Origin of the sequence: Arthrobacter sp. AL05, assembly GCF_029960715.1 — a bacterium.
Taxonomy (GTDB): domain Bacteria; phylum Actinomycetota; class Actinomycetes; order Actinomycetales; family Micrococcaceae; genus Arthrobacter.
Genome location: NZ_JASBRC010000023.1, coordinates 1 through 24,014, shown reverse-complemented (window position 1 = coordinate 24,014; position 24,014 = coordinate 1). Strand labels below are relative to the sequence as shown.

The following is a 24,014-nucleotide window of genomic DNA, read 5'->3' as shown; positions in this document are numbered from 1 at the left end:
CGCTTGGCTTCTTATCGGAATGCTCTGCGTCGCCGTCCGCACGGGACGGTGAGGCTGCGATCAAAGCAGCGGCGCCGCCGATCCCTGCAATTCCGGCGGCGCGGAACAAGATGCGCCGGTCCATAGGGTTTTCCGCGCTGCGGCTCATAGCATCGGTGACGAATTTGCGATCGAACATTGGTGTGCTCCTGTCATGAGTTCGATTTTGAGACCATGACAATCCGGAGAGTACTCCCTCCGGCCCCCCGGCCGGAAGACGCAGCGCAATACCCCTGCGTGTGGGCGTGCCCATGATGTTGACACTTACAGTTCGTAGTGATCCATGTCACGGATGGGTGGCCGGGAGGGTTTTTTCCCGCCACGGAGGCTTCCCGCGAACAGCCGGGAACGGTTGGCTTGGCCCCGGAGCCCCGCGGTCCGCATTCTGCAGATCGACCGGAAGACCGGACGCGCCGGAACCGCCGTCCCGCTATTGCCGGGCGCTGAGAACCCGGATGGTGGCATTACCCGCACAGCCGTAGGCTATTTTGGAGACCAGACACTAGCGGCCTGGCCTCGGGTCACGAAGGAGTATCGAGTGGACAGTAATGCCGGTACGTGGTTCCTGAGTCGCGCTGAGCGGGGGAATCTGGCCACGGACGTACACGCCGGCGGTGCCGGATCCCCGTCGTGGTCGGAGGGCAACCTGGTGCGGCCCCTCATCCATGGAGCGAGCTACTTCGCCCGCCTGCATGAGGAGCTAACCGACCTGCAGGCGGGAGACCGCGTGTGGTTTACCGACTGGCGTGGCGATGCCGATGAACTGCTGCAGGCGGGCGGACCGTCGATCGGTGATCTGCTCGCGGGGTTGGCCCGTGCGGGTGTGGAAGTCCGGGGCCTTGTCTGGAGATCCCACGGCGAGCGCGTGTCGGCCCCGATGAGCGGCCGATCCAATGAGCTGCTAAGCCGTCAGATTAACGACGCCGGCGGAGAAGTGCTGCTGGATCAGCGAGTACGGTTGTTCGGCTCCCATCACCAGAAACTCTTTGTCATCCGCCATCGCGACAACCCGTCGCGGGACGTCGCGTTCGTTGGCGGGCTCGACCTTTCGCACAGCCGCCGGGATGACGCCCACCACGCGGGAGACCCGCAAACGGTGGCCATGGATGCCCGGTACGGGAACCAACCCCCGTGGCACGATGCCGCCCTCGAACTCCGCGGTCCCGTAGTGGCTGATGTGCTGGCAGTGTTCGCTGAACGGTGGAACGACCCCCATCCCCTGGACCACCGCACCCCCTACCGGATGCTGTTGCAACGTCTCGCCCGGATGCCCCGACACCCCGAACCGCTCCCCGCCACGGCGCCGCCACCACCACCGGCGGGCCCGCACGCCGTGCAGCTGCTGCGCACCTACGGAGTGAAACGTCCCCCGTTTCCGTTCGCACCCGAAGGAGAGCGCAGCATTGCCCGCGGTTACGCGAAAGCGTTCTCCCGGGCCCGCTCGCTGATCTACATCGAGGACCAGTACCTGTGGTCCACAGAGGTCGCCGCCGGAATCGCAGAGGCCCTCGAACGGAACCCTGACTTGAGCGTGATCGCCGTCGTTCCCCGCTACCCCGACTCCGATGGTCCCCTCGCCGGACCGCCCAGCCGGATCGGGCAACTGCGTGCCATCAAAATGCTGCGCCAGGTCGCACCAGAGCGGGTCGGGGTGTTCGACCTGGAGAGCAGCACCGGAACTCCGATCTACATCCACGCCAAAATCTGCATCATCGACGACTCCTGGTTCACCTGCGGCTCAGACAACTTCAACCGCCGATCGTGGACCACCGACAGCGAACTCACCTGCGCCGTCTTCGACACCACTGCCGACACCCGGGAACTTCACGGCACGGACACCGGCTCCGACACTTCCCTGCCGTTGGGCCATAGGCTCAGGCTCCAGCTCTGGGCCGAACACCTTGGTCTGGACCAGAACGACCCCCGGCTCCACGACCCTGCGGCCGGACTCAAGCTTTGGAACACCACCGCCGATGCTCTTGACCACTGGCACGAAACCGGCCAGCGCCCACCCCGGCCCACGGGAAACGTGCGACACCACACGCCAGAACCCGTCTCGGCCCTCCAACGCCTCTGGGCGAATCCAATCCGCCGTCTCGTCGTGGATCCGGACGGCCGCCCCCGCAAGCTGCGAGGCACTGACCGGTTCTAGCCAGGCAACCTATGAGCGCAGAATGGGCCGTATGCTGACGGTAATTGAATATGTCCTGCGCCGGCTATCGAACCCTCGCGTGTGATGCACGGGCGAACCGAATGATTAAGACACCTGCGTGACAGCTGGCGGACCAGAGGCGGCCTGCCCCGGCGGCAGAGCCGTCTGCCGAAGACGACTTGGACGCCAGTGCTGCCCAGCCCGGTGCAGACAACCGAACTGCCCTGCGCATCCGGGTGGCCACCGTAGCGCTGGTGCTGGTGCTGCTTAGTGTCAGCGTCTTCGCCGGCTGGTCCTCACAGGTCGCCTCCTCAGCGGCCCAATCCGCTGATGATGCGAGCACGCTGTCGGACTATTATGACCGGGCCGATCGTGCCGTCACGGCAGAGGAATCCCTGGAACACGAGTAACGACTCGAGCCTGGCCCCGAAGTACGGGCAAAGTACAACGCTGCATCCGCTGACCTGGTGACAGCACTGGACCTCGTCGAAGAGAACGGTGACCAGAGCGACCCCGAGACGGAGTCTCGGCTCGACGCCGCCCACGAGTCTTATCTCGGTTCAATTGCCCGCATGTTCGACGCTGTCGGTACTGGCAACACACCACTCGCCCTCAAAATCGACGGCGAAGAAGTCGACCCCAAGTTCGTTGCCATTGCGGCTACTGGACCGTGAACGGCGTCAGGCGTTGCGCGACTCGCTTCACGATGCCCTGACCGGTCTGCCGAACCGCGTGTTGCTCTTTGACCGTTTCGGCCAGGAGCCCGCTGCGGCTGAGCGCACCGGCGCGGCAGTCGGACTGTTGCTCATCGACCTGGACTGGTTCAGGGAGATCAACGACACCTTCGGTCACCACTACGGCGACGAGCTGTTGATCGGCCCCTTGACCACCCACGTGCTGGAAGCCGCTCCCGCCCAGACCAAGGCCTGGCTGGACTCCGGAGTCCCCTTGACCATGTCCGTCAATTTGTCCGCGCGCAGCCTGCTCGATGACGGACTGCCCCGGCAGACTGCCGATCTGCTCGCACGGCACGGGGTGCATCATCGACCTCGGCCACAGTCTTGGGCTGACCGTCCTGGCCGAGGGCGTCGAGACCGCCGAGACGCTTACGCATCTGAGGACATTCGACTGCGACGTCGTCCAGGAATACTTCATCTGCTGCCCTATGCCCGCAGCGACATTCGATGCATGGCGGGCCTCATACCCAACCAGCACGATGCTCAGGCCCGAGGAACCTGCCCCGGCCGAATAACCGGCCGCAGGCAGTGGACGCATATCCTGCTCATCCACCACCCGGCAACTGTTCCCCTTGTCCCGACGGCGCCGGCATCGGCATCGGATATCCGTAATCACTGTGCACTGCGATCCCAGCGGGGAACCCGCTCAGCCACGCGGACGTATGGATCGCAGTGCTGGGATGTCCACAAGCGTGCGGCAGGATGGGCATCATGGTCATTGCAAAGTCTGTGCTGCTGTTCATCCTGGCTGCTGTTGCCGAGATAGGCGGGGCCTGGATGGTGTGGCAGGCCGTCAGGGAAGGCCGGGAGTGGTGGTGGGCCGGTCTCGGAGTCATTGCCCTGGGCCTGTACGGGTTCGTGGCGACACTGCAGCCCGACGCACACTTCGGGCGGATCCTGGCCGCGTATGGTGGCGTGTTCGTCGCCGGGTCCCTGGCATGGGGCGTGGTCTTCGATGGGTTCCGCCCGGACCGCTGGGACGTCATCGGGTCCCTGATCTGTGCCGCAGGGGTGTCGGTGATCATGTTCGCTCCCCGTGGGCCCGTTTCCTAGGATTCCGGCCGGGCGGGCGAAGGTACCGGCGGGCACAGCGTGTTGCCGTCCAAGCAGAAGACGCGGCAGCACCCGGCACGGGGTTTGTTTGTCTTTTCAGGCGCAGAACCAGCGCGGAAATGATGGGATTATGGCAGTTTGCTGGTCCCGTTGACCGCACGATTCCGCGGGTCTAGATTCAATTCAATACTTGGTGAATCAGGCACCTGCAAAGGAAACCATGTCCCGGTCAGCAGCAGCCGTGCAGGTGAGCAGCCTGTCCATCGTCAAGGCGCACAAAGTCATCCTCCAGGAACTGAATTTCAGCATTCCGGCGGGCCGGATCACCGGGTTGCTGGGTCCCTCCGGCAGCGGCAAGACCACCTTGATGCGCACGATCGTTGGGGTCCAACGCATTACCTCCGGCTCCGTTACAGTGTTGGGGAGGCCTGCCGGCGATCCTGCCCTCCGCCATGAGCTTGGCTATGTCACCCAGTCCCCCAGCGTTTACCCAGACCTCAGCGTCGAAGCGAACGTGCGGTATTTCGGTGCCATGCACGGCAGACACCGGCGCGACGCCGCCGCGGCGATTGCCGCCGTCGGGCTCGAAGGGCACGCCAGGATCAAGACTGCAGACCTTTCCGGGGGCGAACTCAGCCGCGCGTCGCTGGCCTGCGCCCTCGTGGCGCGCCCGAAGCTGCTCATCCTGGACGAACCGACCGTCGGCCTGGACCCCGTCCTCCGCGCGGACCTCTGGGAGCGCTTCGGCGCCATGTCCGCGTCCGGCACCAGCCTGCTGATTTCGAGCCATGTTATGGAAGAGGCCAGTCACTGTGCATCGCTGCTGCTCCTGCGGCAAGGCCGGCTAATGGCTTCGCTCACCCCGGATGAGCTCAGCAACCGGGGCGGAAGCGAGGACTTGGAGCTGGCGTTCCTGAACATCATCAGGAAGGCCGAAGCCGACGACGGCCATCCCAACGGCCCGGGTACTAAACCGCGTCCCGAAGCCAACAGCCTTCCGGCAGCTGGAATGAAGGTGACGGAATGAATCCGCGCATGATGCTCGCCACAACGGCGCGCGTTCTGGACCAACTGCGCCACGACCAACGCAGCGTGGCGCTGATGCTTGTGGTACCTACGCTGCTGCTAACCGCTGTCTATTTCCTCTACGAAAACGAGACCGTGCCGCCCGGTGCGCCGAGGACCTTCGACCGGGTAGGTCTGATGATGCTGGCGATCTTCCCGTTCGTGGTGATGTTCCTCGTCACGTCGATCACGATGCTGCGCGAAAGGACCTCCGGCACGCTGGAGCGGCTGCTGACCACCCCCATCCACAAAGCCGACCTGCTGTTCGGCTATGGGCTGGCGTTCTCCATCATGGCCGCCCTCCAGTCGTTCGTCGCCACCGGCGTCGCCTACTGGGTATTCGGCCTGGAGATCAAAGGCAGCGCGGGGCTCGTGGTAATGATCGCCGTCGTCAACGCGGTGCTGGGCGTGGCGCTGGGCCTGCTGTGTTCCGCTTTCGCCCGGACGGAGTTCCAGGCTGTGCAGTTCATGCCGGTTGTGGTGGTACCGCAGATCCTGCTGTGCGGGCTGTTCGTCGCGCGGGACCGGATGAACGGGCTCCTGGAAGCAGTCTCTAACGTGCTGCCGCTGACATTCTCGGTGGATGCCCTGAAGGAGATCGCCGGCCACAGCGATGCCACGGAACTACTGTGGCAAGACACCGGCATCATGGCAGCGATCGTCCTGGCTGTGTTGGTCCTGGCCTCGCTGACTCTGCGCCGGCGGAACCCGTGAGCGGCCACCAGCCCAACGGCGGCCAACCCGGGGCCCGGCCGGGCCGTCCGGCTCTCCCAGCCCGATGCGCCGCCGGTGATGACGACTCGCTTACCTGCGAAGTCCGTGGAAGAGCGGACATGCGGCGGCTCAGATTTCAGTGCGCCGTACCCGCCGATGGGTAGCCAGAGCCCCACGTTTTATGGGAATGTCAGGGCTACCCTGGGACCCGCTGGACGCTTAGACGATCAGTCGCTTCCGCTGATCCGGGCCAGTCTGGACAACGCTGCCTCAGAGGCGCTTCCCGGCTCGGCATGGTGAACGACAAGCACGTGACCGTCGGTGCCTGTCACGGCGAGTGTCTCGTGGAAGAGCTCCAGGTCGCGGACCACGGGATGGTGCAGCAGTCGCTTGCCGGCGACTTTCGGACGGACGCCGTGGCGGCCCCACAACGCCAGAAAGTACGCACTCTGCTCGGACAGATCGGTGACCAGAGAATCCAGCCGCCGCTGGAACTCCTTCCCGGGCTCCACAACCGGTGCGTATCTGGGCCTGGCCACGTTGGAGGACTGGTACGGCGGCCGCCAACGGCAGAAGAAGTGACCGTTCTGTAATGATGGACCCATGAATCCGACAAACATCCGCCATCACCAGGAGTCCGTAACGGTCCAGGCATCAGCCGAGACACTCTACGACTTGGTCTCCGACATCACCCGCACCGGCGAGTGGAGCCCAGTCTGTACCTCGTGTTGGTGGGACGATGCGGTCCATGCCGGCCAGCTCGGTGCCTGGTTCACCGGGCGTAATGAGCTCCCGCACCGGTCCTGGGAGACCCGGTCGCAGGTGGTGGCTGCCGAGCGCGGTCGCGAGTTCGCCTGGGTGGTGGGTGGCAGCTTGGTCCGCTGGGGCTTCGCTCTGACTCCAGCAGACACCGGGACGACCCTGAGCGAATCTTGGGACTTCCTGCCCGGCGGGATCGCCATGTTCGAGGAGAAGTACGGTGACGGCGCCAACGTCCAGATCATCGACCGCACCCAGCAGGCGCTCGACGGTATCCCGAAAACGCTCGCCGCGATCAAGCGGATCGCCGAGTCCATCGCTGCAAGTGAGGAGGCCCAGTCATGACCGGCTCAATCGGCATATCCAACCTCCCCACGCAGATCTGCGACCGATCTTGGCCGCGATCACCCTCCACGGAGTCCCCGAGAAGCTAGCAGATCGGGCCGGAATAGGGTGGCTAACCCGTTGACGCCACGGCGAACAGTCCTGCCACCCCGATGAGGTACAGGACAAGGACGACGAGTGAGTCAACACCCATTCCCAGGATTTTGTGTGCGGGCCGAAAAATCAGTCCCAGCATGTAAACCAGGGTCAGAAGGATGCCGAGGGCGGTGAGGTAGATGTCGGTGGCGTGCGCCTGGGGCAGCACGGGTTTGCCGGAGATGAGGACGGCGGCGAGGAACAGGACGGGTAGGAATGCGTTGCCGCCGAAAATGTCGCTGAAGGCCAGTCTGTAGTCGCCCTGCTTCACTGAGGCCAGGCCGGTGGAGATTTCCGGCAACGATGTCGCGAGCGCAAGGAATGTTGCCCCGAAGAGGACACCGGAGAGCCCGATGTGTCCGGCGATGGCTTCCCCACTGCGTTCAAGCACCACCCCTGCGCCGAGGGTCGCCGCAGCCGCGACAAGGAAGATCAGCATCGACTTGCCCGTCCCCGAAGCCTTGGTTCCGCCGGCCCTAGCTGTCTTGCTGTGACCCTGGGGCTTGTCCTGGCTAGCGGGGGCGTGGCCCTGCCCGTGCCACGGGAGGGACTTCTGGGACCGCTGTACGAGGAAAAGGCCGAGCAGCCAGATCAGAGCTATCAGCACGGCCGCAGGCGTGAGGCGAAACGCGACAAGGCCCGCAGGCATCTGGCTTCCGGCGATCACCACCCCGAGTACGCCGATCACGGTGATTGCCTCGATGACCAGGGTCAGTGATGCGGCCTGGTAACTCAGCGGTTTTTTGCCCTTAGTCCCAAAGACATCCAGAACGACCAGCACCACCGTCTGGATGGCGATGCCGCCCAGAATGTTCCCGACAGCCACGCCGATGTTCCCCGCCGCAGCCGCACTGAAGGTGATCGCAAGCTCGGGCAGATTCGTCGCGACGGCCAGCAGAATCAGCCCGCCAAGCGCGGATCCGAGATGCAGGCGGACGTCTAGAACATCGGTTTGTCGGGACAGTTGGATCCCGGCGGACCAGATTACGGCCGCCGCAGCCACGAAAATCAGCAATAGCAACGCCAGCGGAAAAGATTCCATTTACATACTCCGTTTCCGGCCGGTTGAGCTGCTGGTGCAGCTTCACCGCGGTCCGGGGGAAAATAGCAAAACCGTTGCACTAACGAAAACATCAGTCTACTGAATCTGTTCCATCCCGGGCCTGAGACGGGGAGTATCCGGTACCGGCGGGGGTGAACCGCGGAATCGCGTACTGCCGTGGGCAGGACTGCCTGTTGCCTGGCTGCGAGTGGCGGGGATGGCGTTTGCTCAGGCGCGCCTCAGTGTTTGCCCTGTTTCGAGCTTCTGGCGGGGTTATGGCCCCGCGCGGGCCCTGGAAAACATCGGCAAGTACCGCAGTGCATTGCGGAAGCCGGACAAGCCCATCCGAGTGCAGTGGCAGGACACCGTTGTCGTCGCAGTTCTCGGCAAGGGTTGAGTGCTTGGACTGGTCCGAACCGCCTGATCCGGGCACGCCGGGATAGCTACCGACGGCGTCCGGAGCAGTGCTTCGAAGCAGGCGCCCTGGGACCGGAACCAGTGGGCCGCGATGTCGCCCTCCACGCAGGTGCCGGAGCCGAACAGTGCCCGGCTCCCCTCGCGGGTTCCGGCGACGGCGAAGGTGATGTCCGGCCAGGCTCTGGCTTCCCCGCCCGGTCATCGGCGGGAAGGACAGGGCAAGTGACCGCAGGGTGGGGTTATCCCGTGCGATCCTGGATCGGGACAGGCGAGCCCCCGTTGACCGTGTGGGGCCGGCAGGGGAGGCTGAGGGGACATCGATGACCAGGAGGAGCACGATGACTTACCGCCGCACGTCGGCCGCCACAGCGGTGCTGCTCGGGTTGGTCCTTTCCGGGTGCCAGTCGGCTGCCGGGCCGCTCACGGTCGAATCGCCTCCAGCAGCTGTGCCCAGCCCGTCGTCCTCCGAGCTCACGGCCATCATCCAGACTGCTGTCCAGGACCGCAACGGCACCGTCCTCGACACTCCCCCGGCTCCACGCCTGACCGAAGGGCAGGCGACTGCGGCCTACTTAGCCAAGCGCGCGCGGGACCTTCCGGTGGTAGCCCGGTCAAAGGCCGCATTCAAGTCAACGGGCTTCTGGTACACGGACTTTTCGACGAAGATCACGGTGGAATCCGTGGAGATGACCGGGTCGACTGCGAGCGTCCATTTTAAGGAATTGACCGAAGAACACCAGGCCTCTGCAGCGAATGGGCCGAGCAACGTCCCGTCGGGCTACTCGGTGCCGCAGACCGCTACGTTTCGGGCGGCCGCGGATGGATGGCAGCTGGACAGCATCGCCCCTTCCGTTCATGGCGGCGGCCTGCCTATGTCCATAGTCGAGGACTGAGGACGGCTCGTTAGGCGGTGGCGCTGGGGTCCGTCCGCCGACTAACTGCGGCCCACGGCGCAGCACCTCACGCGTACTTCGGGCAGGCGCCGCGCCCTCGTGCCTGCCTAGTCAGGCGATCATCGGTGCCAGTGCCGCAGAGCTCAGGGATGCCAAAAAGCGGATCCGGCTGCTGGAGAAGGAGAACGGGGTACTCCGCCCGTCCACGATGACCACACATCCGCCGGGACTTCAACGCAACCGCACCCGATCAGCTGTGCCTGGGGTTCTGCCTGTGCCGCTTGTTCCGGTTTTGCTGCGTCGGCCATGAGCTGGTGGAGGCGTGCCGAGTCCGTCCGTGCGGCTTCGAGCGCGTGGGCGTGCTGGAGGGTTCCGCCAGTGCTTTTATCTGCCTGTGTGACGCGCGACCCTGGACGGTGCACACCGCCGTCGCGCGGGTGGTTAGGCTGGGTGGATGGCGACAGTTATTCTCGTGCGGCACGGCCGCACCACAGCCAATGCCACTGGACTGCTGGCCGGTCGTGCCGTCGGCGTCAGCCTGGACCAGATCGGGCGCGACCAGGCGGCTCTGACCGGCGACCGGCTCGCGGCCGTGCCCTTAGTCGGGGTGGTGTCGAGCCCTCTTGAGCGTTGTCGGCAGACCGCCCAGCTCATCCTCGATCGGCAGGCTGTCTCGCCGTACGCGCCGGTCGATCCCGATCTCACCGAGTGCGATTACGGCCAGTGGCAGGGCCGCACGCTCAGTGATCTCGCGACCGAGGATTTGTGGCCGGTTGTGCAGTCGCAACCGTCCGCCGTCGTCTTTCCCGGCGGTGAATCCATGGCGGCGATGCAGGCCCGGGCGGTGGCAGCGATTCGACGCCACGATGCAGCCTTCGAAGCCGAGTACGGGCCGGGGGCCGTGTGGGTGGCGGTGAGTCACGGTGACATCATCAAGTCAATCCTCGCCGACGCGCTCGGCATGCACCTTGACCTGTTCCAGCGTATTAACGTGGGCCCCGCCTCCGTATCGATCGTGCGCTACGGCGCTAGCCGGCCGAGCGTCCATGCGACCAACACCGACGCGGGTGATCTGTCGTGGCTGTCGAACGGCATCCACTCTGGCGATGCGCCGGTGGGCGGCGGCGCCGGTCAGAAGGCGCCATGAACCTCATGTGCCTAGAATATTGACATGCCTACACGTGTTCATGAATTTGCCTGGCCTGATCGGGTCGTCGTTGGCACCATCGGCCTTCCGGGGGCGCGAACCTTCTACCTGCAGGTGCGCGCAGGGAGGCAGGTTGTGAGTATTGCCTTGGAGAAGCAGCAGTCGGCTCTGCTCGCAGAGAAGATCGACGAAATTCTCGACCAGCTCATCACAGTCGACGGCAACCCGTTCAGCGTCCCCTCGAGTACTCCCATTGAACTTGTCGACAATGACCAGCTCGATGCAGTTCAGGAGCAGTTTCGCACCGGCGCCATAAGCTTGGGTTGGGACCCAACCACGGCCCAGGTCGTAATAGAGGCCTACCCCATCACCGATGTCGATGCTGATGACAACGACGAATCGCTTGTTGAGGACGGCGCTAACGAGCCCGAAATGCTGCTGGTGCGAATGCCGGTCGGCACCGCCCGCGCATTCGCCAAGCGCACCCGGGAGATCGTGGGCGCCGGGCGTCCGATGTGCCCGCTTTGCGGTTACCCCATAGACGCCGACGGGCACATCTGCACCCTTCCCGAGGTCTGATGCCAGCGCCGGACCTGCTAACCGCCGAGCTTAAGCTCACCGGCCGCATCACGACGGCATCAAACGCTACATTTCTGGGCAGCATCGGCGACGTGGTGGTCGTCTATAAGCCGATAGCAGGCGAAAGTCCGCTGTGGGATTTTCCCCACGGCACCCTGGCTCACCGGGAGGTGGCCGCCTACCTGGTCTCGCAGGCCTTCGGTTGGGACCTCCTACCGCACACCTGGCTGCGCGATGGTCCGATGGGCGAAGGAATGGTGCAGCTCTGGCAGGAGCAAGACCCCACCCAAAGCGCCGTGGACCTGGTCGCAACGGACCACGTGCCGGAGACGGGCTGGAAACGCGTTCTCGAGGGACGGGATGAGAGCGGACGGATGGTCGCCCTCGTTCACGAAGACTCGCCAGCACTCAGACGGATGGCGGTGTTCGACATGGTCGTAAACAACGCCGACCGCAAAGGTGACCACATTCTTGCCATGCCGGAAGGACACCGGTACGGCGTGGACCATGGGCTCACCTTTCACCGTGACCACAAGCTGCGCACGGTGCTGTGGGGATGGGTGGGAGACGCTTTGACCGCCGAGGAACGCGACGGCATCGATCGTGTCAGCGAAGGACTGCGCGGTGGGCTGGGCCGAAACCTGGCGGACTTGCTCAGCGCCGAAGAAATCGCATCGCTCACCGCGCGTTGCGCACGGTTGCGCTTGGCAGGGCGGTTTCCGGCTCCGAGCGGTGAGATGCCGGCGGTGCCCTGGCCGCTGTTCTAAGGGAATTACGGCCGAGGCAAGAACTTATTCACGTTCTTGCCTCGTCTTTTACTACCGGCTGCGGCTATTGCTTCTGCGCAGTGGCCGACTTGCTCGCCCACTATGAGTTCATCGGGCAGGAGATGTCCGTCCGGTCCGGGGCCGCCGATCCCGACGTGCCGGAAACGGCGGACCCGGCACGGCACGGGCATGATGGGTGATCGTAGTTGGCCGGCAACGAATTTGACGGCCGACGCACAGGAACTGGCTGTGTCCGGGCCCGCCCCAACCCGCCAGGGCAACGGCGGCGAGCCCTGGTGGCGATGGGAGCGGCTAGTGGGTCTCCCGGGCCGAACATCCAGATGCCGAAGTGTCAGGACGCGGTGGGGATGCCCCGCCGATCACAGCCGGTGGGCGCCGGATCCTGATTCGTCTTGGGTCGGCAGGTAGTCCTGGGGCCGCTTCGGTAATCTGGTCTCTAGCCGGGGGTGCGTTCTGGGCGTTGGCCTTGATCCTAGCCGCTTCTTCTTCAGCATTGTTCAAGTACTGTTCTCAGCGGGCGGACATCGGTTTGATCAGCCCGCCGACGACGCCGAGGATCCCCACGATGGCTGCCAGCACGGCGATCAGAATCGGCGTCGTCACTGTGGTGGCGATGTCCACCTGGTTCAGGGCCGCAATGATGCCAATGCCCAGAATGACAATGCTGGCGATATCCGCCAGGGTTTTGCCGTAGGATAGCCCGCCAAGGGATCCCTGGATGAGGGTCTTTACGGCGGCGGCAATCGCCGCACTGATCACCACGATGATGATGGCCACAACGACCTTGGGCAGAGCGCGATGATGGCTGCCAACAGGGTGGCGACCGGGTTCGGACCAAAAACCCCGAGCGCGAATTGAAGGACGAAGCACCAAGGCGTAGTAGATGATCTTCGAAACAATATCACTTGCATCGCTGGTGGCGACGCCCCACAAGCGTTTGACCTTGGCCGGCCCGGGAAGGCCGGCGATTGCAGCCAGGCTCATCAGCTCCCCAACCAGATGCTCGCTGACGCGCACGTCCAGGCACGCGTCAGTTCGGTATGGCTCCGGTCAGGACCCGTAGGTGCCCCGGCTGGCGGTATGGACTTCCCTAATGAGCCCGGTCAGCCACTGCCTGCGCATCCTGGTCCCCACTTACCGATCGCAGCTGATTGCGCCCGGCCGCTGAAAACAGTCACGATCAGAGCCAGCGAACTGGGCACCAGCAGGGCACCTGCAACGCCTTGCAGGCCCCGGGCCACGATGAGCGACTCGCCGTTCCAGGCAAGCCCGCAGAGCACCGAGGTGACGGTGAACCCCGCAAGACCCCACTGCAGGACCCGCACCCGGCCGAACTGGTCCGAAAGTGACCCGGCCACAAGTATCAGTGCGCCCAGCGCCAATAGGTAGGCATCCACCACCCATTGCTGGAGCACCAGGCCCCCGCCGAGTTCCCTGCTAATGGCCGGAAGCGCAAGATTGACCACAGAGCCGTCCAAGAAGGCGATGAAGGACGCGACGATCGCCACGTAGAGCACGCAATTCTCAAGGCTGGACCTGGATAGGGCGGGGGTGCCGGACATGGCTGCCGCCTTCCTCATTGCCCCGCATGACGCCGGGCGCCGGGTTTGAATTGAGCCTAGAACCGGCCACAAGAGGCCGGTTGAGCAGCTCCCGAAACGTTGAACGATGGCGACAAGGCGTGCGCATCGGGGACGGTGATTTACCCGGCGCACGTGGCCCTCGGCCCTCGGAGCTTGACGAGGTCGCACGATTCGTTCACGAGTCTGGTGGCTAGCCCCAGTGAGAGTCCGCAGCTATTCGGGAACTTGCCACTCTTGGGGTCCGGGTTCGCTAGAGCACCTCAATCGGCGGACCCCTGAGCGCATCAGAACAGACCCTGTTCGTCCCCACATGTTTTCGGATTAGCGTTCGGGTCCACCGGGTTCAATCATCCTGCCTTTGCCCCTGCGATTGGTCATCTTTGATGCGTTGGCCGACGGCGGTTTCTGAGCGACAGCGGCCGAGGAGTGGGCGCCATCGTGCTTGTCTGCGAGGAATCGGGAGCTTACAGCTTCCCTGTCCCCTTGCCTTCCAGACTTTCGACCAGCCGCTGGCGTTGTTCCCCCGGACTCCCACGCCGGCTCGCCCCCGGCTTCCCGGTCGTTGCGGCTGGCGCCGGTCACGTCAGCCCTGGCCACGATTGCGTCGGTGCGTGCTGCCACGGCCTGGTTTCTTTCACTTTCGACTACAGAGCGGGACTGCTGTACTCGAGTCAGGGCCGGGGAAAAGGACGCCTCGGCCGCTTCGGTGCCGTTCACACCGAGGCCATAGCGGCTCTGCACCTGGACGTCGATGAGGATAAGGGCGCGACGAGGGGTGCTCATGATGTTCTCCCGGATAGCGGTTAGCTGGCCGCCTAACGGCGACCCTTCCATCTTCCGCAATCCGCAACGGGCCACCAGTGGCACGAGGTCCCATACAGGATTGATTCAGGCCAAAGGCGCTCCAAACCCCGTTCACGTGATCAATCACGCATCGTGAGCGGCAAGGAGCAGGCAATCGAAGATGCGCCGCGCCATAAAGGCACGGACGGAGACGGACTAAAGATATAGGTCGATTAAGACCTACTTCCCAGTTACGCCCAAAGCTTCCGAGAGCAGCTGGGCGTCCTCGCTCTCTGTCTTGTAAAGTCACTGAGCCAACCTCAGCGAGATGGAGCATGGCGAGACAACTTCCGAGACGCCGCGCATCTGGTCCCTTCCGGCCGGTGGCCCGGTCTAAGGAGATGTAGTGGTCTCTCGAGAACCCGAAGTTTTCCGAGACAGCACGCCACTACCTATGCGTGCATCGTTTACTTGTTATTGGCCGTGATGCCTCCGCTGTGCACGGGGCGGACTTCGACGCCGCCGGTGCGAGTGCGGACTGCTGGGTTCAAGCGGGCAATCGCCACAGCGGCGGTGAGATCGGGAGCTTCCACAACGTAGAAGCCTGCTACGAACTGGTCGGCTTGGACGAACGGTCCACTGTCTGTGCTATCTCGTCGGATGGACACCGCACTAGCTCGAGGGGTCAGGGCATAGGCGAGCGACATGGTGCCTGAGGCTGAAAGATCCTTTGCGTGTTGGTCGTTCTCTTCGAGTTCGTCCTCTGCTGCATCGACAGCATGGAGGGACTCGTCTGCATAGATGAGGATGGCAAATTGCGGCATTGTGATGGTCCTTTCGCGAATGTCGATCGGCTAGTCGGGCCGGTGGGTGCAGTGTCTCCGGTGCTGGGTGCAGTGGAGTGGGCGATGGGCGTCCGCATGTCCACCGCGGTATCGCGGATGCTCGGGTTTAGCGACATCTGCGGGTGGGAGCAGAGGCTTAAGGGGGACTCCTGGGTCGGGAGTGTTGGGTTTACGTGGCCCGAGTGCCAGGTTGCGAAGAAGTTCCCCGTGCTTCGTTTTGGGCGGTGGATCAGTTGACGACGAGATTTTGGTGTCCGTCGATCAGTTCGCGCACGATGTCGAGGTGGCCTGCGTGAGTCGATGTCTCTGTAAGCACGCGAAAGACGACCTCGCGGCCCTCACGCATCGGTTGTGCGGCGAACTCGCTGGCCGGGGGCCACCAGCGGGGTGGGTCATCAAGGTCAACTTTCGCAAGGATTCGGTTGCTGCGCCGGATCTGGTCTCTGTAGATGTTGACTGCTTCGACGCCAGTCATGGGACGGGATGCCCAGCCGTTGTGAAGTGCTGCGATCGCTTCGGGGTCGCCGCCAAGAACGGCCGAGATCCAAAACATCTCATCGTCGAAGGTGAGGTGGTTGAGGAGGCGCGTTATGGTCCACCCTGATGGGACGAGTGGCTCACTCATCTCGGCGTCGGTCAGCCCGTCCACGGCGTGCAGTACATGCTCGCGTTCGCTTGCCAGCTGCGTCAGCAGCAGTTCGTCACTCATGCTTGCGGCTCGTAGCCGATGAGCCAGCGAAGACCATGGCGGTCAGTGACCTGACCGTCTGAGGCGCCCCACGGCTTAAGAGTCAACGGGTCGATCGCCGACCCGCCGATGCAGAGCTTGTCGAACCACTCTTGGAGGATCGCCGGTTCAGCGGTTCCCAGCAGCGATAGCGTGAGGCCTTCGAACCGCACGGTCTGTTCTCCTGCCGGGGCATCGGATCCCGCCAGAGCTACGTCACCGCCGAGAACGCCGTGAGCTATGGCGTTTGGTGGGCCGTCGGTCCTGCCAAAATCTTCGTAAGAGTGCAGGGACAACTCGCCCCCGAAGATGTCTGCGTAGAAGCTCAGCGCTTCCCGGGCCGTTCCGGGGAAGCTGATGTATACGAGAGGTGCAGCCATAGTGGGTACTCCTGATGTGAGATGGAAACGTTTGGACCAGGTATCAGGTCCTTTTCATAGGGGTTGATGCACCGCCAAAATCAGCGGTAACTCCGAATCTAGTAGGCGGGCCGATTCTTGTCCTTGGATTATGCGTCGATTCGGCGTATCTCGATCGGCCACAGTTTTGCCTCTCCGAGTTTTCCGGCGATTTCCACCGCGCGTTCCATGTCCACGCAATCGACGATGTAGTAGCCGGCCACAAACTCCTTGGTCTCCATGAAGGGACCGTCAGTCACGGTACAGCTGCCGGCGTTTGATGTGACGAACTTTGCCTCCTCGCTCAGTTCATGTGCCTCCACGAATTCTCCGGAGGCAGTGAGCTCCTTCTGTAAGGAGGTATGGGCCTGCATGATCCCCTCGATCTCGGCCGCGGGAAGGCCCTTCCAGGTATCAACATTGTTCGGAATCAATATGAGGTGTTTCATTTTTCTCCTCTGCACCGTTATCGGGCGCGTATATTTTGGTGAACTGAGATGCGGATGAGGGCACATGGGCTGTTTCCGCCAGGCGCTTGTTGAGGTAGCGGCGCTCAACCTCCGACGGTGCGAGCTCCCGGGCCCTCCGATATTCGCGGTGGGCCTCTGTTTTTCTGCCCAGACGCCGCAGGAGGTCAGCTTTCGCCGCGGGTAGAAGATAGTAGCCGTCTAGAGATCGTTCGCGCTCCAGCCGATCGATGAGTGCCAGGCCGGCCTCCGGTCCTTGAGACATCGCGACGGCGACGGCACGGTTGAGCTCGATAACCGGTGACGGTGCAATCTGCCCGAGGTGGTCATATAGCGCGGCTACCTTCGCGAAGTCGGTGCTGCCTGCGTCCGGGGCGACCATATGGCAGGCAGCAATGGCGGCCTGGACGCAGTAGCTGCCGGGCCGTGAACGGCGTGAAATGCCCATCTGCTCGGCAGCCGCCAGCAGCGCCATAGCCTCCGCTATCGCAGCGCTGTCCCACGATCCGCGGTCTTGCTCCTCCAACGTCACCAAGTCCCCCGCAGCGTCCGTTCGGGTCCCTCTCCGTGCATGGTGGAACAGCATAAGCGCCAGCAGACCCAAGGCCTCCGGTTGCTGAGGCGAATCGTCGAGCAGGCCGACCAGCAACCGGGCCAGGCGAATCGCTTCCCGGACAAGGGGTTCGCGGATCAATGTGCTGTCGCCCGTGGCCGAATATCCTTCATTGAACATGAGATAGAGCACGGACAGGATGCCAGCAGTGCGTTCGGATATTAGCTCCGGCGGCGGCACACGATATGGGATTCCTGCGTTCCGTATCTTGGCACGGGCACGGACGAGTCGTTTCGCCATCGTTGCTGCCGAGACCAGGAACGCGCGCGCAATCTCACCCGTGGTGAGACCGGCGACCGTGCGCAGGGTCAAAGCGACCCTGGCATCGAGCGGGAGGGCAGGGTGGCAACAGGTGTAGATGAGACGTAACCGGTCGTCGTCGACAGCAGGATCTGAGCCGGGCTCCTCCGGCATTTCTTCGAGTTCGGTGAGAGTCGCGAGTCCACGGACCGCCCTCTTTTCGCTGGCAGCACTGCGCATACGGTCGATCGCCCGGTTCTTAGCTACGGTAGTCAGCCAAGCCCCGGGATTCCTGGGAATGCCTCGCACCGGCCAGTCGATGAGAGCGCGCGCAAACGCATCCTGGACGCAGTCCTCGGCAAGGCTCCAGTCGCCGGTGACACGGATGAGGGTTGCAGTGATTCGCGCGGTTTCAGCGGCGGAGGCCATCGCGACGGCGGACTGCACCTCCGTCGCCGGCTCCGTTACCATCTCACCCCTCCCTGCGATCCATCAGCGCCGGACATCGGGCGAATCCCTACTCTCCGAGCGGCCACACTGGCCTGATCTCAATGTTGCCGAAGCGCGCCATGGGATGTTTCGACGCCACCTCGATGGCCTCATCGAGATCGGTGCAAACGATGATGTCGTAGCCCGCAATCCATTCTTTCGTCTCGGCGAACGGCCCGTCGGAGACCACCACTTCGCCCGCACGGACCGTGACGGTGGTTGCGTCTTCCACGGGGCGCAGGCTGTTTCCGTGACGGGTGACTCCCCGCGATCCCATCTCGGCCCCCCACTCCACGATGTTGTCCTCAGCGGCCACATATTTCGGTGCTGAGGGATCGGTACAGATGAAAAGCATGTATTCCACGATGACTCCATCTTGTCGGTTGATACACCAGCACGACGTTCGAGACGCGGCGAAAAGGACACGCGGCGAAAAAAGTCTCCCACACAGCCGGGACCGGGCACTCCCATCCGGGAGTGTCACGCTGTTCCTGGAGTGCCTGATCCCTCAAATCACCTGCGTCGTCAAAACCAACCAGCTCGAAATCATCACCGACGACCTCATCGAAGCCGCCACCAGCAAGCCGCGTCACTAACCTCCGTGGTTAATACAGCTAGCGACAAAGAGCGACCACAAAACACCGCCCAAGAGCGCCGAATTCCACAGGCGACAATGCTCTAATTTTCCCGGAATGGTGTGGGCTCGTCCGCGGCCAGCGATTCCCGTAACTATGTCTCGAAACCCTCTGATGGATTCGGTGTATTCACCGATAGTTACGAGACACCCCGGAGCAGCCCAAAACGAAACCGATCGCCTACGCACGCGCTTGTGATTTTCAGGAGTCGCCTGCACTGATGTCAGAAGTCGTCTGCACTGCGTTTGTGTGTCCGAATGGGAATCATCCTCGTACCCTGCCCCGAATCCGGATGAATAGGGCAGCGAGCATCGCCCCGAAGAAAGACACCGTGAGGATGTCCAAGATCGCCAATGCCGGGTTCGTCCACGGCGGAACCAGGTCGTACTCGGCGTTGCACTTTGTGGTCAGCGGGAACAGCTGGAGTTGCTCATGCGCGTTTTGGCTGCGGTACTCGTGGTCGTACGGCTGACCAGCACCCAATTCGCACACCTCCGCGACAACAAGCCCGCCCGCGAAGACACCTTGGAAGAAGACCGCAACGAGGACAAAAAAGCCGACAGTGCAGTCAGTTCCAGCCAGAATTCGGCCGGTTTGATCTTGCCCATTGTCAGTCCCCCATCACTACAGGCCGAGTCTATAGTCCGCTATCCGCCATGTTTCACGCAGTCGCCCGCCGCAGCGTCTCACCGGGAATCACCTGAGAGCTTGAGAAGTGCACCCAGTCATCGGTCCGGCCCTCATCGAAAAGGCGGCGTGCCGTCATCTGGCACTCCTGCATGTCTCGTCGTGTGCCGCGCGGGTCGTAGCCCACGGCACCACCCAGAAGAGTCGAATTCACCTGGCGGGTCAGGCCAGGCGCGGTCATCACCTCGTACATGGTGTGTCCGCGCAGGCAGGGCCACTTGCCAGTTGGGACCTCGACCAGGCGAAGGTAGGTGTATCCATGGGCGAACATGGTGTTCCCCATCTGCTGGAGCAGCGACCATGACTCATCAGCGCCAAGTGCGAAGTCGGTCATCTTCTGCAGTAGGTCCTGATACTGCTGGTTAAGCGCCCTATCCACCGACCCGTCCGTCTTCTGCACGTACTTGTCGCCGAGTCCACCAGCACCTCCCTGGAGTGTCAGGCGGACCCATGCACGGATTTCCTCAACATCTTCGGCTGCAGGATTGGATAGAAGATACTTCGCCCGTGCCTCATAGTTCTCGGCCACCTGCGGCTGACGGATGACGGATGAGTCGAATCAGCCCGGAAAACGTCAGCATATCGAGGGCCAGCGAATTTACGTCAGTCGTCTACGACTCCATTTCAGGTGTTATGCGCTGAGGCGCAGGTCGAATGCAATCTCTGCAGTGTCCCACTCCGCACCGAGAGACGCTGCGGTCGGATTCTTCAAGAACTCTTTTCAGCGCCTCATCTACGGTCCCAATGTCGCTGACATAGCAAGTGGAAATAGAGCCCTCTATTCGTCCGATCGGGACCTCTACCGATCTGTCCCCTGCTTGCCCGTGGCTTTGCAGGACCGCCAATGAGAAATCATTTTCCGCATCATGGTTGCGGTGGCGCCCCAGCTTCGATGACGGGGTTCCGGCGACTTCGAAACGGGCGGGACCATGTTCCACTAGTCGCACCAGCGCCCGCAAGCCGATCCTCAACCGGACGATCGTGAGAAGCTGAGCGAATGATTCTGGAGCACGCGGTGCTCCCCGTCCGTCCACACTGGGCTCAAAGCCGTCTAACGTCAACTCCTGGGCCCCCTAACCAATCCGCCACGGCCCGCACGGCGGCGGCCCGCTGGGCCTCGACGTGGTGGCGTAGGCCGAATCTTCGGCCAAGAATGGAGTTACAGATGTCTTCCTTCGGAACGGTACGACAGGACTGGAAACCCGGAACGCTGTCTTCTGCCCAGACCGATTACGAGGGTCTTCGCGTGGTGATCTTCGGCGGTACCGGCGGCCTCGGCCGGGCCATCACCCAGTCCCTGCTGCGCAAAGGGGCCGAGGTCACCGTCGTCGGAAGGACGCTCAAGGACCCTCCTCACCCCAAGAGGTCATTTATCCCGGCAGACCTGTCGTCCTTGAACAACTCCCGCCAGATGGCCCGCGACTTGCCGGCCGAAACCTTCGACGCAGTCCTGCTCACCCACGGGATCTTTGCGGGACGGACCCGCCAAGAGACACCGGAAGGCGTAGAGAAAGATCTGGCCACGAGCGCGATGAGCCGGTGGGTCGTTGCCCAGGAACTGGCGCCACGGCTGGGCCGGGGAAGGCCTTCGCCCCGGCAGAAGCCGCGCCTTTTTGTCTGGGGGTTTCCCGGCGGCGAACGCGCGCTGGACCTCACGGACGTGCAATTGACCCGAAACTACCGCTGGCAGACGGCCCACAGCAACACCGTCGTGTTCAACGAGGCTCTGGTCCACCATGCTGCCGCCCGGTTTCCGGACATCAACGTGTTCGGTATGAATCCCGGCATCATCAAGACCAACATCATGGCCGGTGTCCTCGGCCAAGCGACCTTGAAACTACGAGCACAGCAGACCCTCATAGGTCTGCTGTTCCAGAGCGCGGAGGCCTACGCCGAAAAAGTGGTGCCCCTCGTGGTCCACCCCGCTTTGGAAGACAGATCAGGCGCACTATTCAATCGGCATGCCCAGCCAATAGAACCCAACCCTTGGCTGATTTCCGACAACCACTTTGACCACGTAGTCGCAGCGGCGGAATCCCTCTCAGCCCGAATCCTTGGTTAGGGCACTTATTCATTCGATGAGAGAGGCCAGGAAGACCTGCCACGTCAGCAGGGATTTCGCCGCGAGACTCAGCACCAGATACGTTTTCTCACCGAACGCATAGTTGGCCCACGGGCCTATTTCCCGGTACTGAAGCCACTGAGTGAGTCCGAAGCAGAAAAAGAGAACGCCCTGAATCGCCAAGATGACGAAGATGTACTCCGGAGCGTCGGAGTACAGCGGGATGTTAAGGCCCATCGCCACCCACGGAGTCACTCCAACCAGCGCACCGAACCAAAACGGAACCATCGTGGTCGATGTTCGGCCCGGGGGGTTCATTCGCTCTTGAAGGTATCCGAACAGAATCATTGCGACGTTGGCGCCGGCGACGACGAAGAGGGCGTTGATAGTCACGATGCCCCAGTAGAGTGCGATCACGATGACCATGAGCGTCGCGCTCAACGAGTACTCGACCCACCGGAACCGGTTGATGCCGCGCCGGAGGTCACGCTCATAGACTTTGCGGCCGAGCGTCGCCGTCAGCAGGTGATCAGTGCCAGCCAGTGCGAGGAATGCCACGAGAACATACCCGATGGTCAGCTCGAAGAGCGTCGAGGTTACGAGGCCTCCCTCCTCTCCTGCTCCGGGAGGACCATCAACATACGAAGCGAGCACTGGAATTGCGAAGTCGTTCGTCAGGAAGAGAAGCGCGGCAGCCTGGCCGAGGTGCAGTACTGCTAGTGCGATGTTCCACCGCCGTAAGCCTCGAAGGCGTTCGGGAGTCACGCCCGTCGCAATCGACGGCGATGTCAAGGACTGAGTCACGGCGTTGCCCCTTGGTTCGCTGGTAGGGATGTTGTTGCTGCGCCCTCTAATTGAACGGCCGTTGAATTAAAATTTCAAGAGATCGCTACGATTGCATGTCAAGGACCACGACTAGGCCGGGATGTGCCAATGACCACTGCACGAGCAGGTCGCCGAAGGGGAACCAGCGAAAGCAAGCAACAGATCCTCGTAGCCGCGCGCTCTCTCTTCGCCGAGCACGGGTATGAGCGGACTACTATGCGGATGATCGCCGAGCGCGCGGGAGTCGATCCGAGTCTTGCGATCTATTTCTTCTCCAGCAAAGAGCACCTCTTCGCGGCGTCGATGCCCGCACCGAGCGAGGAAGCTCTCGCTGCACCAAAGCTCATGGCAACTCTCCCACGGGCGGAGGCTGCGCGGGCTATAGGTCGCCGCATCCTCGAGTCGGTCAACTCGCCCGAGGCCAGCAACATCCTCGGAATGATGAGGGCAGCCAGTTCGAAACCCGAGGCTGTAGCGCAGCTCCGCGAGATCTTCATCAGTCGAATGATGCTGCCCATGATGACCGAACTCGGGCTCTCGCGCCCCCGGGAACGGGCCGTGCTGCTCGCGGTCATCGTCACCGGAATGTCATTCCTGCACGAGCTTCTGGAGATCAAAGAGGAGTGGCCGGACCTCGAGGAGAACGCCGAACTCGCACTACTCACACAGACTATTGAACTCGTCCTCACCACAGACCTGGATTAGACCCCGACACGCGAGGTCGTTGGCTCACACACGTCAGCCGCGAAGTCAGCCAATTCTGAAGCTCAAAAGAGGCCATCTGTACCAGTGGCTTGAAGGCCGGGGTTGTAGAACCAATCTGTTGTTCTAATTCCCCATTATTTACAAGCTTGTCAATTTTGCTAAAAGTCAACACGATAGAATAAATCCATGACTACTTCAAACAAGTCACTGCCGACTCGCCAGAGCCGCATCCAGAGAGCATTAGGTCTGATGTTTTCCATCTCGATGGTGGGCTTACTGGCGTCAATCTTCCTTACCGGCCGCAACCCGCTCTTCCCAGGGATGTCCGGTCCGTTGCTGGTGCTGCTCTTCTTTCTGGCCGCAGCAGGAAGCGCTATCGGACTTGCAGTCACCAGGTCTCGACAGGCTGCCATGGAAACCGCAGAAAAGAGAAAAGTCCGAAAGGCTTGCTCCAGCGAGCTGGGGCCCACCGGAACCGAGCCGGTCAGTGGCGCCCCACAGCTAAGGCAGCAGAGCGCTCCAGGATGGACTCGTTACGCGCCCTCACCTTGTCATGACTCAGAGGGTCATCGTTCCAGCAGAGTTGCAACAGCGCAGAGACGGCCTGTCACCGTTTGGGGTGACCGGACGTCTCTTGACTGCTTTTAACTTCACGTGCAGGCGGCTAGCTAGCGCCGCAGGCAGCGCGTAATTTCCCGTTTGCCCTTCCCCTCACTGGCTTACGGGCAAATTCATGGCCGCCGTACTTCGTCGGGCACGATAGGAACTCTGACCGTCGAACTTCGCCCCTGGACGCTTGAGGACGCACCCGCGCTACGGGCTGCATACCAGCAGAACCCGGACCTAAAGACTCAATTTGGCAGTGCGCACCCAGCCACCATAGACCAGGCGCGTGACTACATCGGCGCCCAACTTCCGTTCACAGAGTCCAGACGCAACTGGGCCATAACGATAGACGGCGCTGCTGTAGGCAATGTAGGACTATCAGCCATTGACCGGCGCCACGAAACTGCCTGGATGTACTACTGGCTCACCTGAGGTGTACTACTGATGTGAGACACAGTTTGAAAGGATTGTGCCCATGTCTTCC

General features: G+C 62.6%; 27 protein-coding genes and 1 pseudogene. 14 read left to right on the top strand and 14 right to left on the bottom strand.

Annotated features, from left to right (window positions below):
• Positions 1-577: 577 nt before the first annotated feature.
• From QK287_RS17355 to QK287_RS17325, 7 genes are all read left to right on the top strand, one after another.
• Complete coding sequence (locus tag QK287_RS17355) at positions 578-2,191, top strand: phospholipase D-like domain-containing protein (protein ID WP_282360953.1); 1,614 nt, start codon at positions 578-580, stop codon at positions 2,189-2,191.
• A 179-nt stretch (positions 2,192-2,370) separates the two neighbouring features.
• Entirely contained in the window at positions 2,371-2,601 is a 231-nt protein-coding gene (locus QK287_RS17350) for a hypothetical protein (protein ID WP_226776288.1), read from the top strand.
• 57 nt (positions 2,602-2,658) lie between these two features.
• Complete coding sequence (locus tag QK287_RS17345; RefSeq protein WP_226776287.1) at positions 2,659-2,865, top strand: hypothetical protein; 207 nt, start codon at positions 2,659-2,661, stop codon at positions 2,863-2,865.
• A 58-nt stretch (positions 2,866-2,923) separates the two neighbouring features.
• Positions 2,924-3,694 (top strand): diguanylate cyclase, encoded by a 771-nt coding sequence (locus QK287_RS17340; RefSeq protein WP_282360954.1) that lies wholly within the window; start codon positions 2,924-2,926, stop codon positions 3,692-3,694.
• Positions 3,640-3,981, top strand: a complete 342-nt coding sequence (locus tag QK287_RS17335) for a YnfA family protein (RefSeq protein ID WP_226776285.1) — start codon at positions 3,640-3,642, stop codon at positions 3,979-3,981. The genes QK287_RS17340 and QK287_RS17335 overlap by 55 nt, the downstream gene beginning before the upstream one ends.
• Positions 3,982-4,201: 220 nt before the next feature.
• Positions 4,202-5,008 (top strand): ABC transporter ATP-binding protein, encoded by an 807-nt coding sequence (locus QK287_RS17330; RefSeq protein WP_282360952.1) that lies wholly within the window; start codon positions 4,202-4,204, stop codon positions 5,006-5,008.
• A gap of 8 nt (positions 5,009-5,016) precedes the next feature.
• Positions 5,017-5,760: an ABC transporter permease gene (locus tag QK287_RS17325; protein WP_226776292.1), complete on the top strand. Its 744-nt coding sequence runs from the start codon at positions 5,017-5,019 to the stop codon at positions 5,758-5,760.
• 227 nt (positions 5,761-5,987) lie between these two features.
• On the opposite strand, the gene QK287_RS17320 is transcribed toward QK287_RS17325, so the two are convergent.
• A complete protein-coding gene (locus tag QK287_RS17320; RefSeq protein WP_282360951.1) occupies positions 5,988-6,299 on the bottom strand; it encodes a hypothetical protein in 312 nt (103 codons plus the stop codon).
• A gap of 64 nt (positions 6,300-6,363) precedes the next feature.
• Between QK287_RS17320 and QK287_RS17315 the strand changes: the two genes are divergently transcribed.
• On the top strand, positions 6,364-6,864 hold the full coding sequence (locus tag QK287_RS17315; protein ID WP_282360950.1) for an SRPBCC family protein: 501 nt from the start codon (positions 6,364-6,366) through the stop codon (positions 6,862-6,864).
• Positions 6,865-6,976: 112 nt separating this feature from the next.
• On the opposite strand, the gene QK287_RS17310 is transcribed toward QK287_RS17315, so the two are convergent.
• Positions 6,977-8,041 (bottom strand): sodium:calcium antiporter, encoded by a 1,065-nt coding sequence (locus QK287_RS17310; protein WP_226776282.1) that lies wholly within the window; start codon positions 8,039-8,041, stop codon positions 6,977-6,979.
• A 755-nt stretch (positions 8,042-8,796) separates the two neighbouring features.
• Here QK287_RS17310 and QK287_RS17305 point away from each other — a divergent pair.
• The 4 genes from QK287_RS17305 (at position 8,797) to QK287_RS17290 (ending at position 11,844) form a co-directional block, all read left to right on the top strand.
• Complete coding sequence (locus tag QK287_RS17305; protein ID WP_282360949.1) at positions 8,797-9,351, top strand: hypothetical protein; 555 nt, start codon at positions 8,797-8,799, stop codon at positions 9,349-9,351.
• A 454-nt stretch (positions 9,352-9,805) separates the two neighbouring features.
• Positions 9,806-10,498 carry a histidine phosphatase family protein gene (locus tag QK287_RS17300; protein ID WP_282360948.1) on the top strand — a complete coding sequence of 231 codons (693 nt, stop codon included), beginning with the start codon at positions 9,806-9,808 and terminating at the stop codon, positions 10,496-10,498.
• Between the two features lie 24 nt (positions 10,499-10,522).
• Complete coding sequence (locus QK287_RS17295; protein ID WP_226776278.1) at positions 10,523-11,077, top strand: DUF3090 domain-containing protein; 555 nt, start codon at positions 10,523-10,525, stop codon at positions 11,075-11,077.
• Positions 11,077-11,844 (top strand): SCO1664 family protein, encoded by a 768-nt coding sequence (locus QK287_RS17290; protein ID WP_226776277.1) that lies wholly within the window; start codon positions 11,077-11,079, stop codon positions 11,842-11,844. The genes QK287_RS17295 and QK287_RS17290 overlap by 1 nt, the downstream gene beginning before the upstream one ends.
• 531 nt (positions 11,845-12,375) lie before the next feature.
• Here the strand turns inward: QK287_RS17290 and QK287_RS17285 are convergent.
• The 11 genes and pseudogenes from QK287_RS17285 to QK287_RS17235 all read right to left on the bottom strand — a co-directional run bounded on the left by QK287_RS17285 (position 12,376) and on the right by QK287_RS17235 (position 19,861).
• Positions 12,376-12,849 (bottom strand): hypothetical protein, encoded by a 474-nt coding sequence (locus QK287_RS17285; protein WP_282360947.1) that lies wholly within the window; start codon positions 12,847-12,849, stop codon positions 12,376-12,378.
• A gap of 146 nt (positions 12,850-12,995) precedes the next feature.
• A pseudogene (locus QK287_RS17280) lies at positions 12,996-13,427 on the bottom strand (MFS transporter); the annotation flags it as partial.
• Positions 13,428-13,769: 342 nt separating this feature from the next.
• Complete coding sequence (locus QK287_RS17275; RefSeq protein WP_282360946.1) at positions 13,770-14,231, bottom strand: hypothetical protein; 462 nt, start codon at positions 14,229-14,231, stop codon at positions 13,770-13,772.
• 467 nt (positions 14,232-14,698) lie between these two features.
• Positions 14,699-15,055 carry a YciI family protein gene (locus QK287_RS17270; protein WP_282360945.1) on the bottom strand — a complete coding sequence of 119 codons (357 nt, stop codon included), beginning with the start codon at positions 15,053-15,055 and terminating at the stop codon, positions 14,699-14,701.
• Positions 15,056-15,305: 250 nt separating this feature from the next.
• On the bottom strand, positions 15,306-15,785 hold the full coding sequence (locus tag QK287_RS17265) for a DUF664 domain-containing protein (protein ID WP_282360944.1): 480 nt from the start codon (positions 15,783-15,785) through the stop codon (positions 15,306-15,308).
• The gene (locus QK287_RS17260; RefSeq protein WP_282360943.1) at positions 15,782-16,183 is read right to left on the bottom strand and encodes a VOC family protein; all 402 of its coding nucleotides are present in this window, start codon (positions 16,181-16,183) and stop codon (positions 15,782-15,784) included. The genes QK287_RS17265 and QK287_RS17260 overlap by 4 nt, the downstream gene beginning before the upstream one ends.
• 128 nt (positions 16,184-16,311) lie before the next feature.
• A complete protein-coding gene (locus QK287_RS17255) occupies positions 16,312-16,650 on the bottom strand; it encodes a YciI family protein (RefSeq protein ID WP_282360942.1) in 339 nt (112 codons plus the stop codon).
• Positions 16,616-17,992 carry an RNA polymerase sigma factor gene (locus tag QK287_RS17250; RefSeq protein ID WP_282360941.1) on the bottom strand — a complete coding sequence of 459 codons (1,377 nt, stop codon included), beginning with the start codon at positions 17,990-17,992 and terminating at the stop codon, positions 16,616-16,618. Before QK287_RS17250 ends, QK287_RS17255 begins: the two co-directional genes overlap by 35 nt.
• A gap of 46 nt (positions 17,993-18,038) precedes the next feature.
• Entirely contained in the window at positions 18,039-18,365 is a 327-nt protein-coding gene (locus tag QK287_RS17245; RefSeq protein ID WP_348774727.1) for a YciI family protein, read from the bottom strand.
• 544 nt (positions 18,366-18,909) lie between these two features.
• The gene (locus tag QK287_RS17240; RefSeq protein WP_226776264.1) at positions 18,910-19,128 is read right to left on the bottom strand and encodes a hypothetical protein; all 219 of its coding nucleotides are present in this window, start codon (positions 19,126-19,128) and stop codon (positions 18,910-18,912) included.
• A gap of 178 nt (positions 19,129-19,306) precedes the next feature.
• Entirely contained in the window at positions 19,307-19,861 is a 555-nt protein-coding gene (locus QK287_RS17235) for a hypothetical protein (RefSeq protein WP_226776263.1), read from the bottom strand.
• Between the two features lie 636 nt (positions 19,862-20,497).
• Between QK287_RS17235 and QK287_RS17230 the strand changes: the two genes are divergently transcribed.
• Complete coding sequence (locus tag QK287_RS17230; protein ID WP_226776262.1) at positions 20,498-21,394, top strand: NAD-dependent epimerase/dehydratase family protein; 897 nt, start codon at positions 20,498-20,500, stop codon at positions 21,392-21,394.
• A 9-nt stretch (positions 21,395-21,403) separates the two neighbouring features.
• On the opposite strand, the gene heR is transcribed toward QK287_RS17230, so the two are convergent.
• Positions 21,404-22,198: a heliorhodopsin HeR gene (heR, locus tag QK287_RS17225; RefSeq protein ID WP_226776261.1), complete on the bottom strand. Its 795-nt coding sequence runs from the start codon at positions 22,196-22,198 to the stop codon at positions 21,404-21,406.
• 129 nt (positions 22,199-22,327) lie between these two features.
• On the opposite strand from heR, the gene QK287_RS17220 reads away from it, so the two are divergent.
• The gene (locus tag QK287_RS17220; protein ID WP_226776260.1) at positions 22,328-22,924 is read left to right on the top strand and encodes a TetR/AcrR family transcriptional regulator; all 597 of its coding nucleotides are present in this window, start codon (positions 22,328-22,330) and stop codon (positions 22,922-22,924) included.
• Positions 22,925-24,014 lie beyond the last annotated feature (1,090 nt).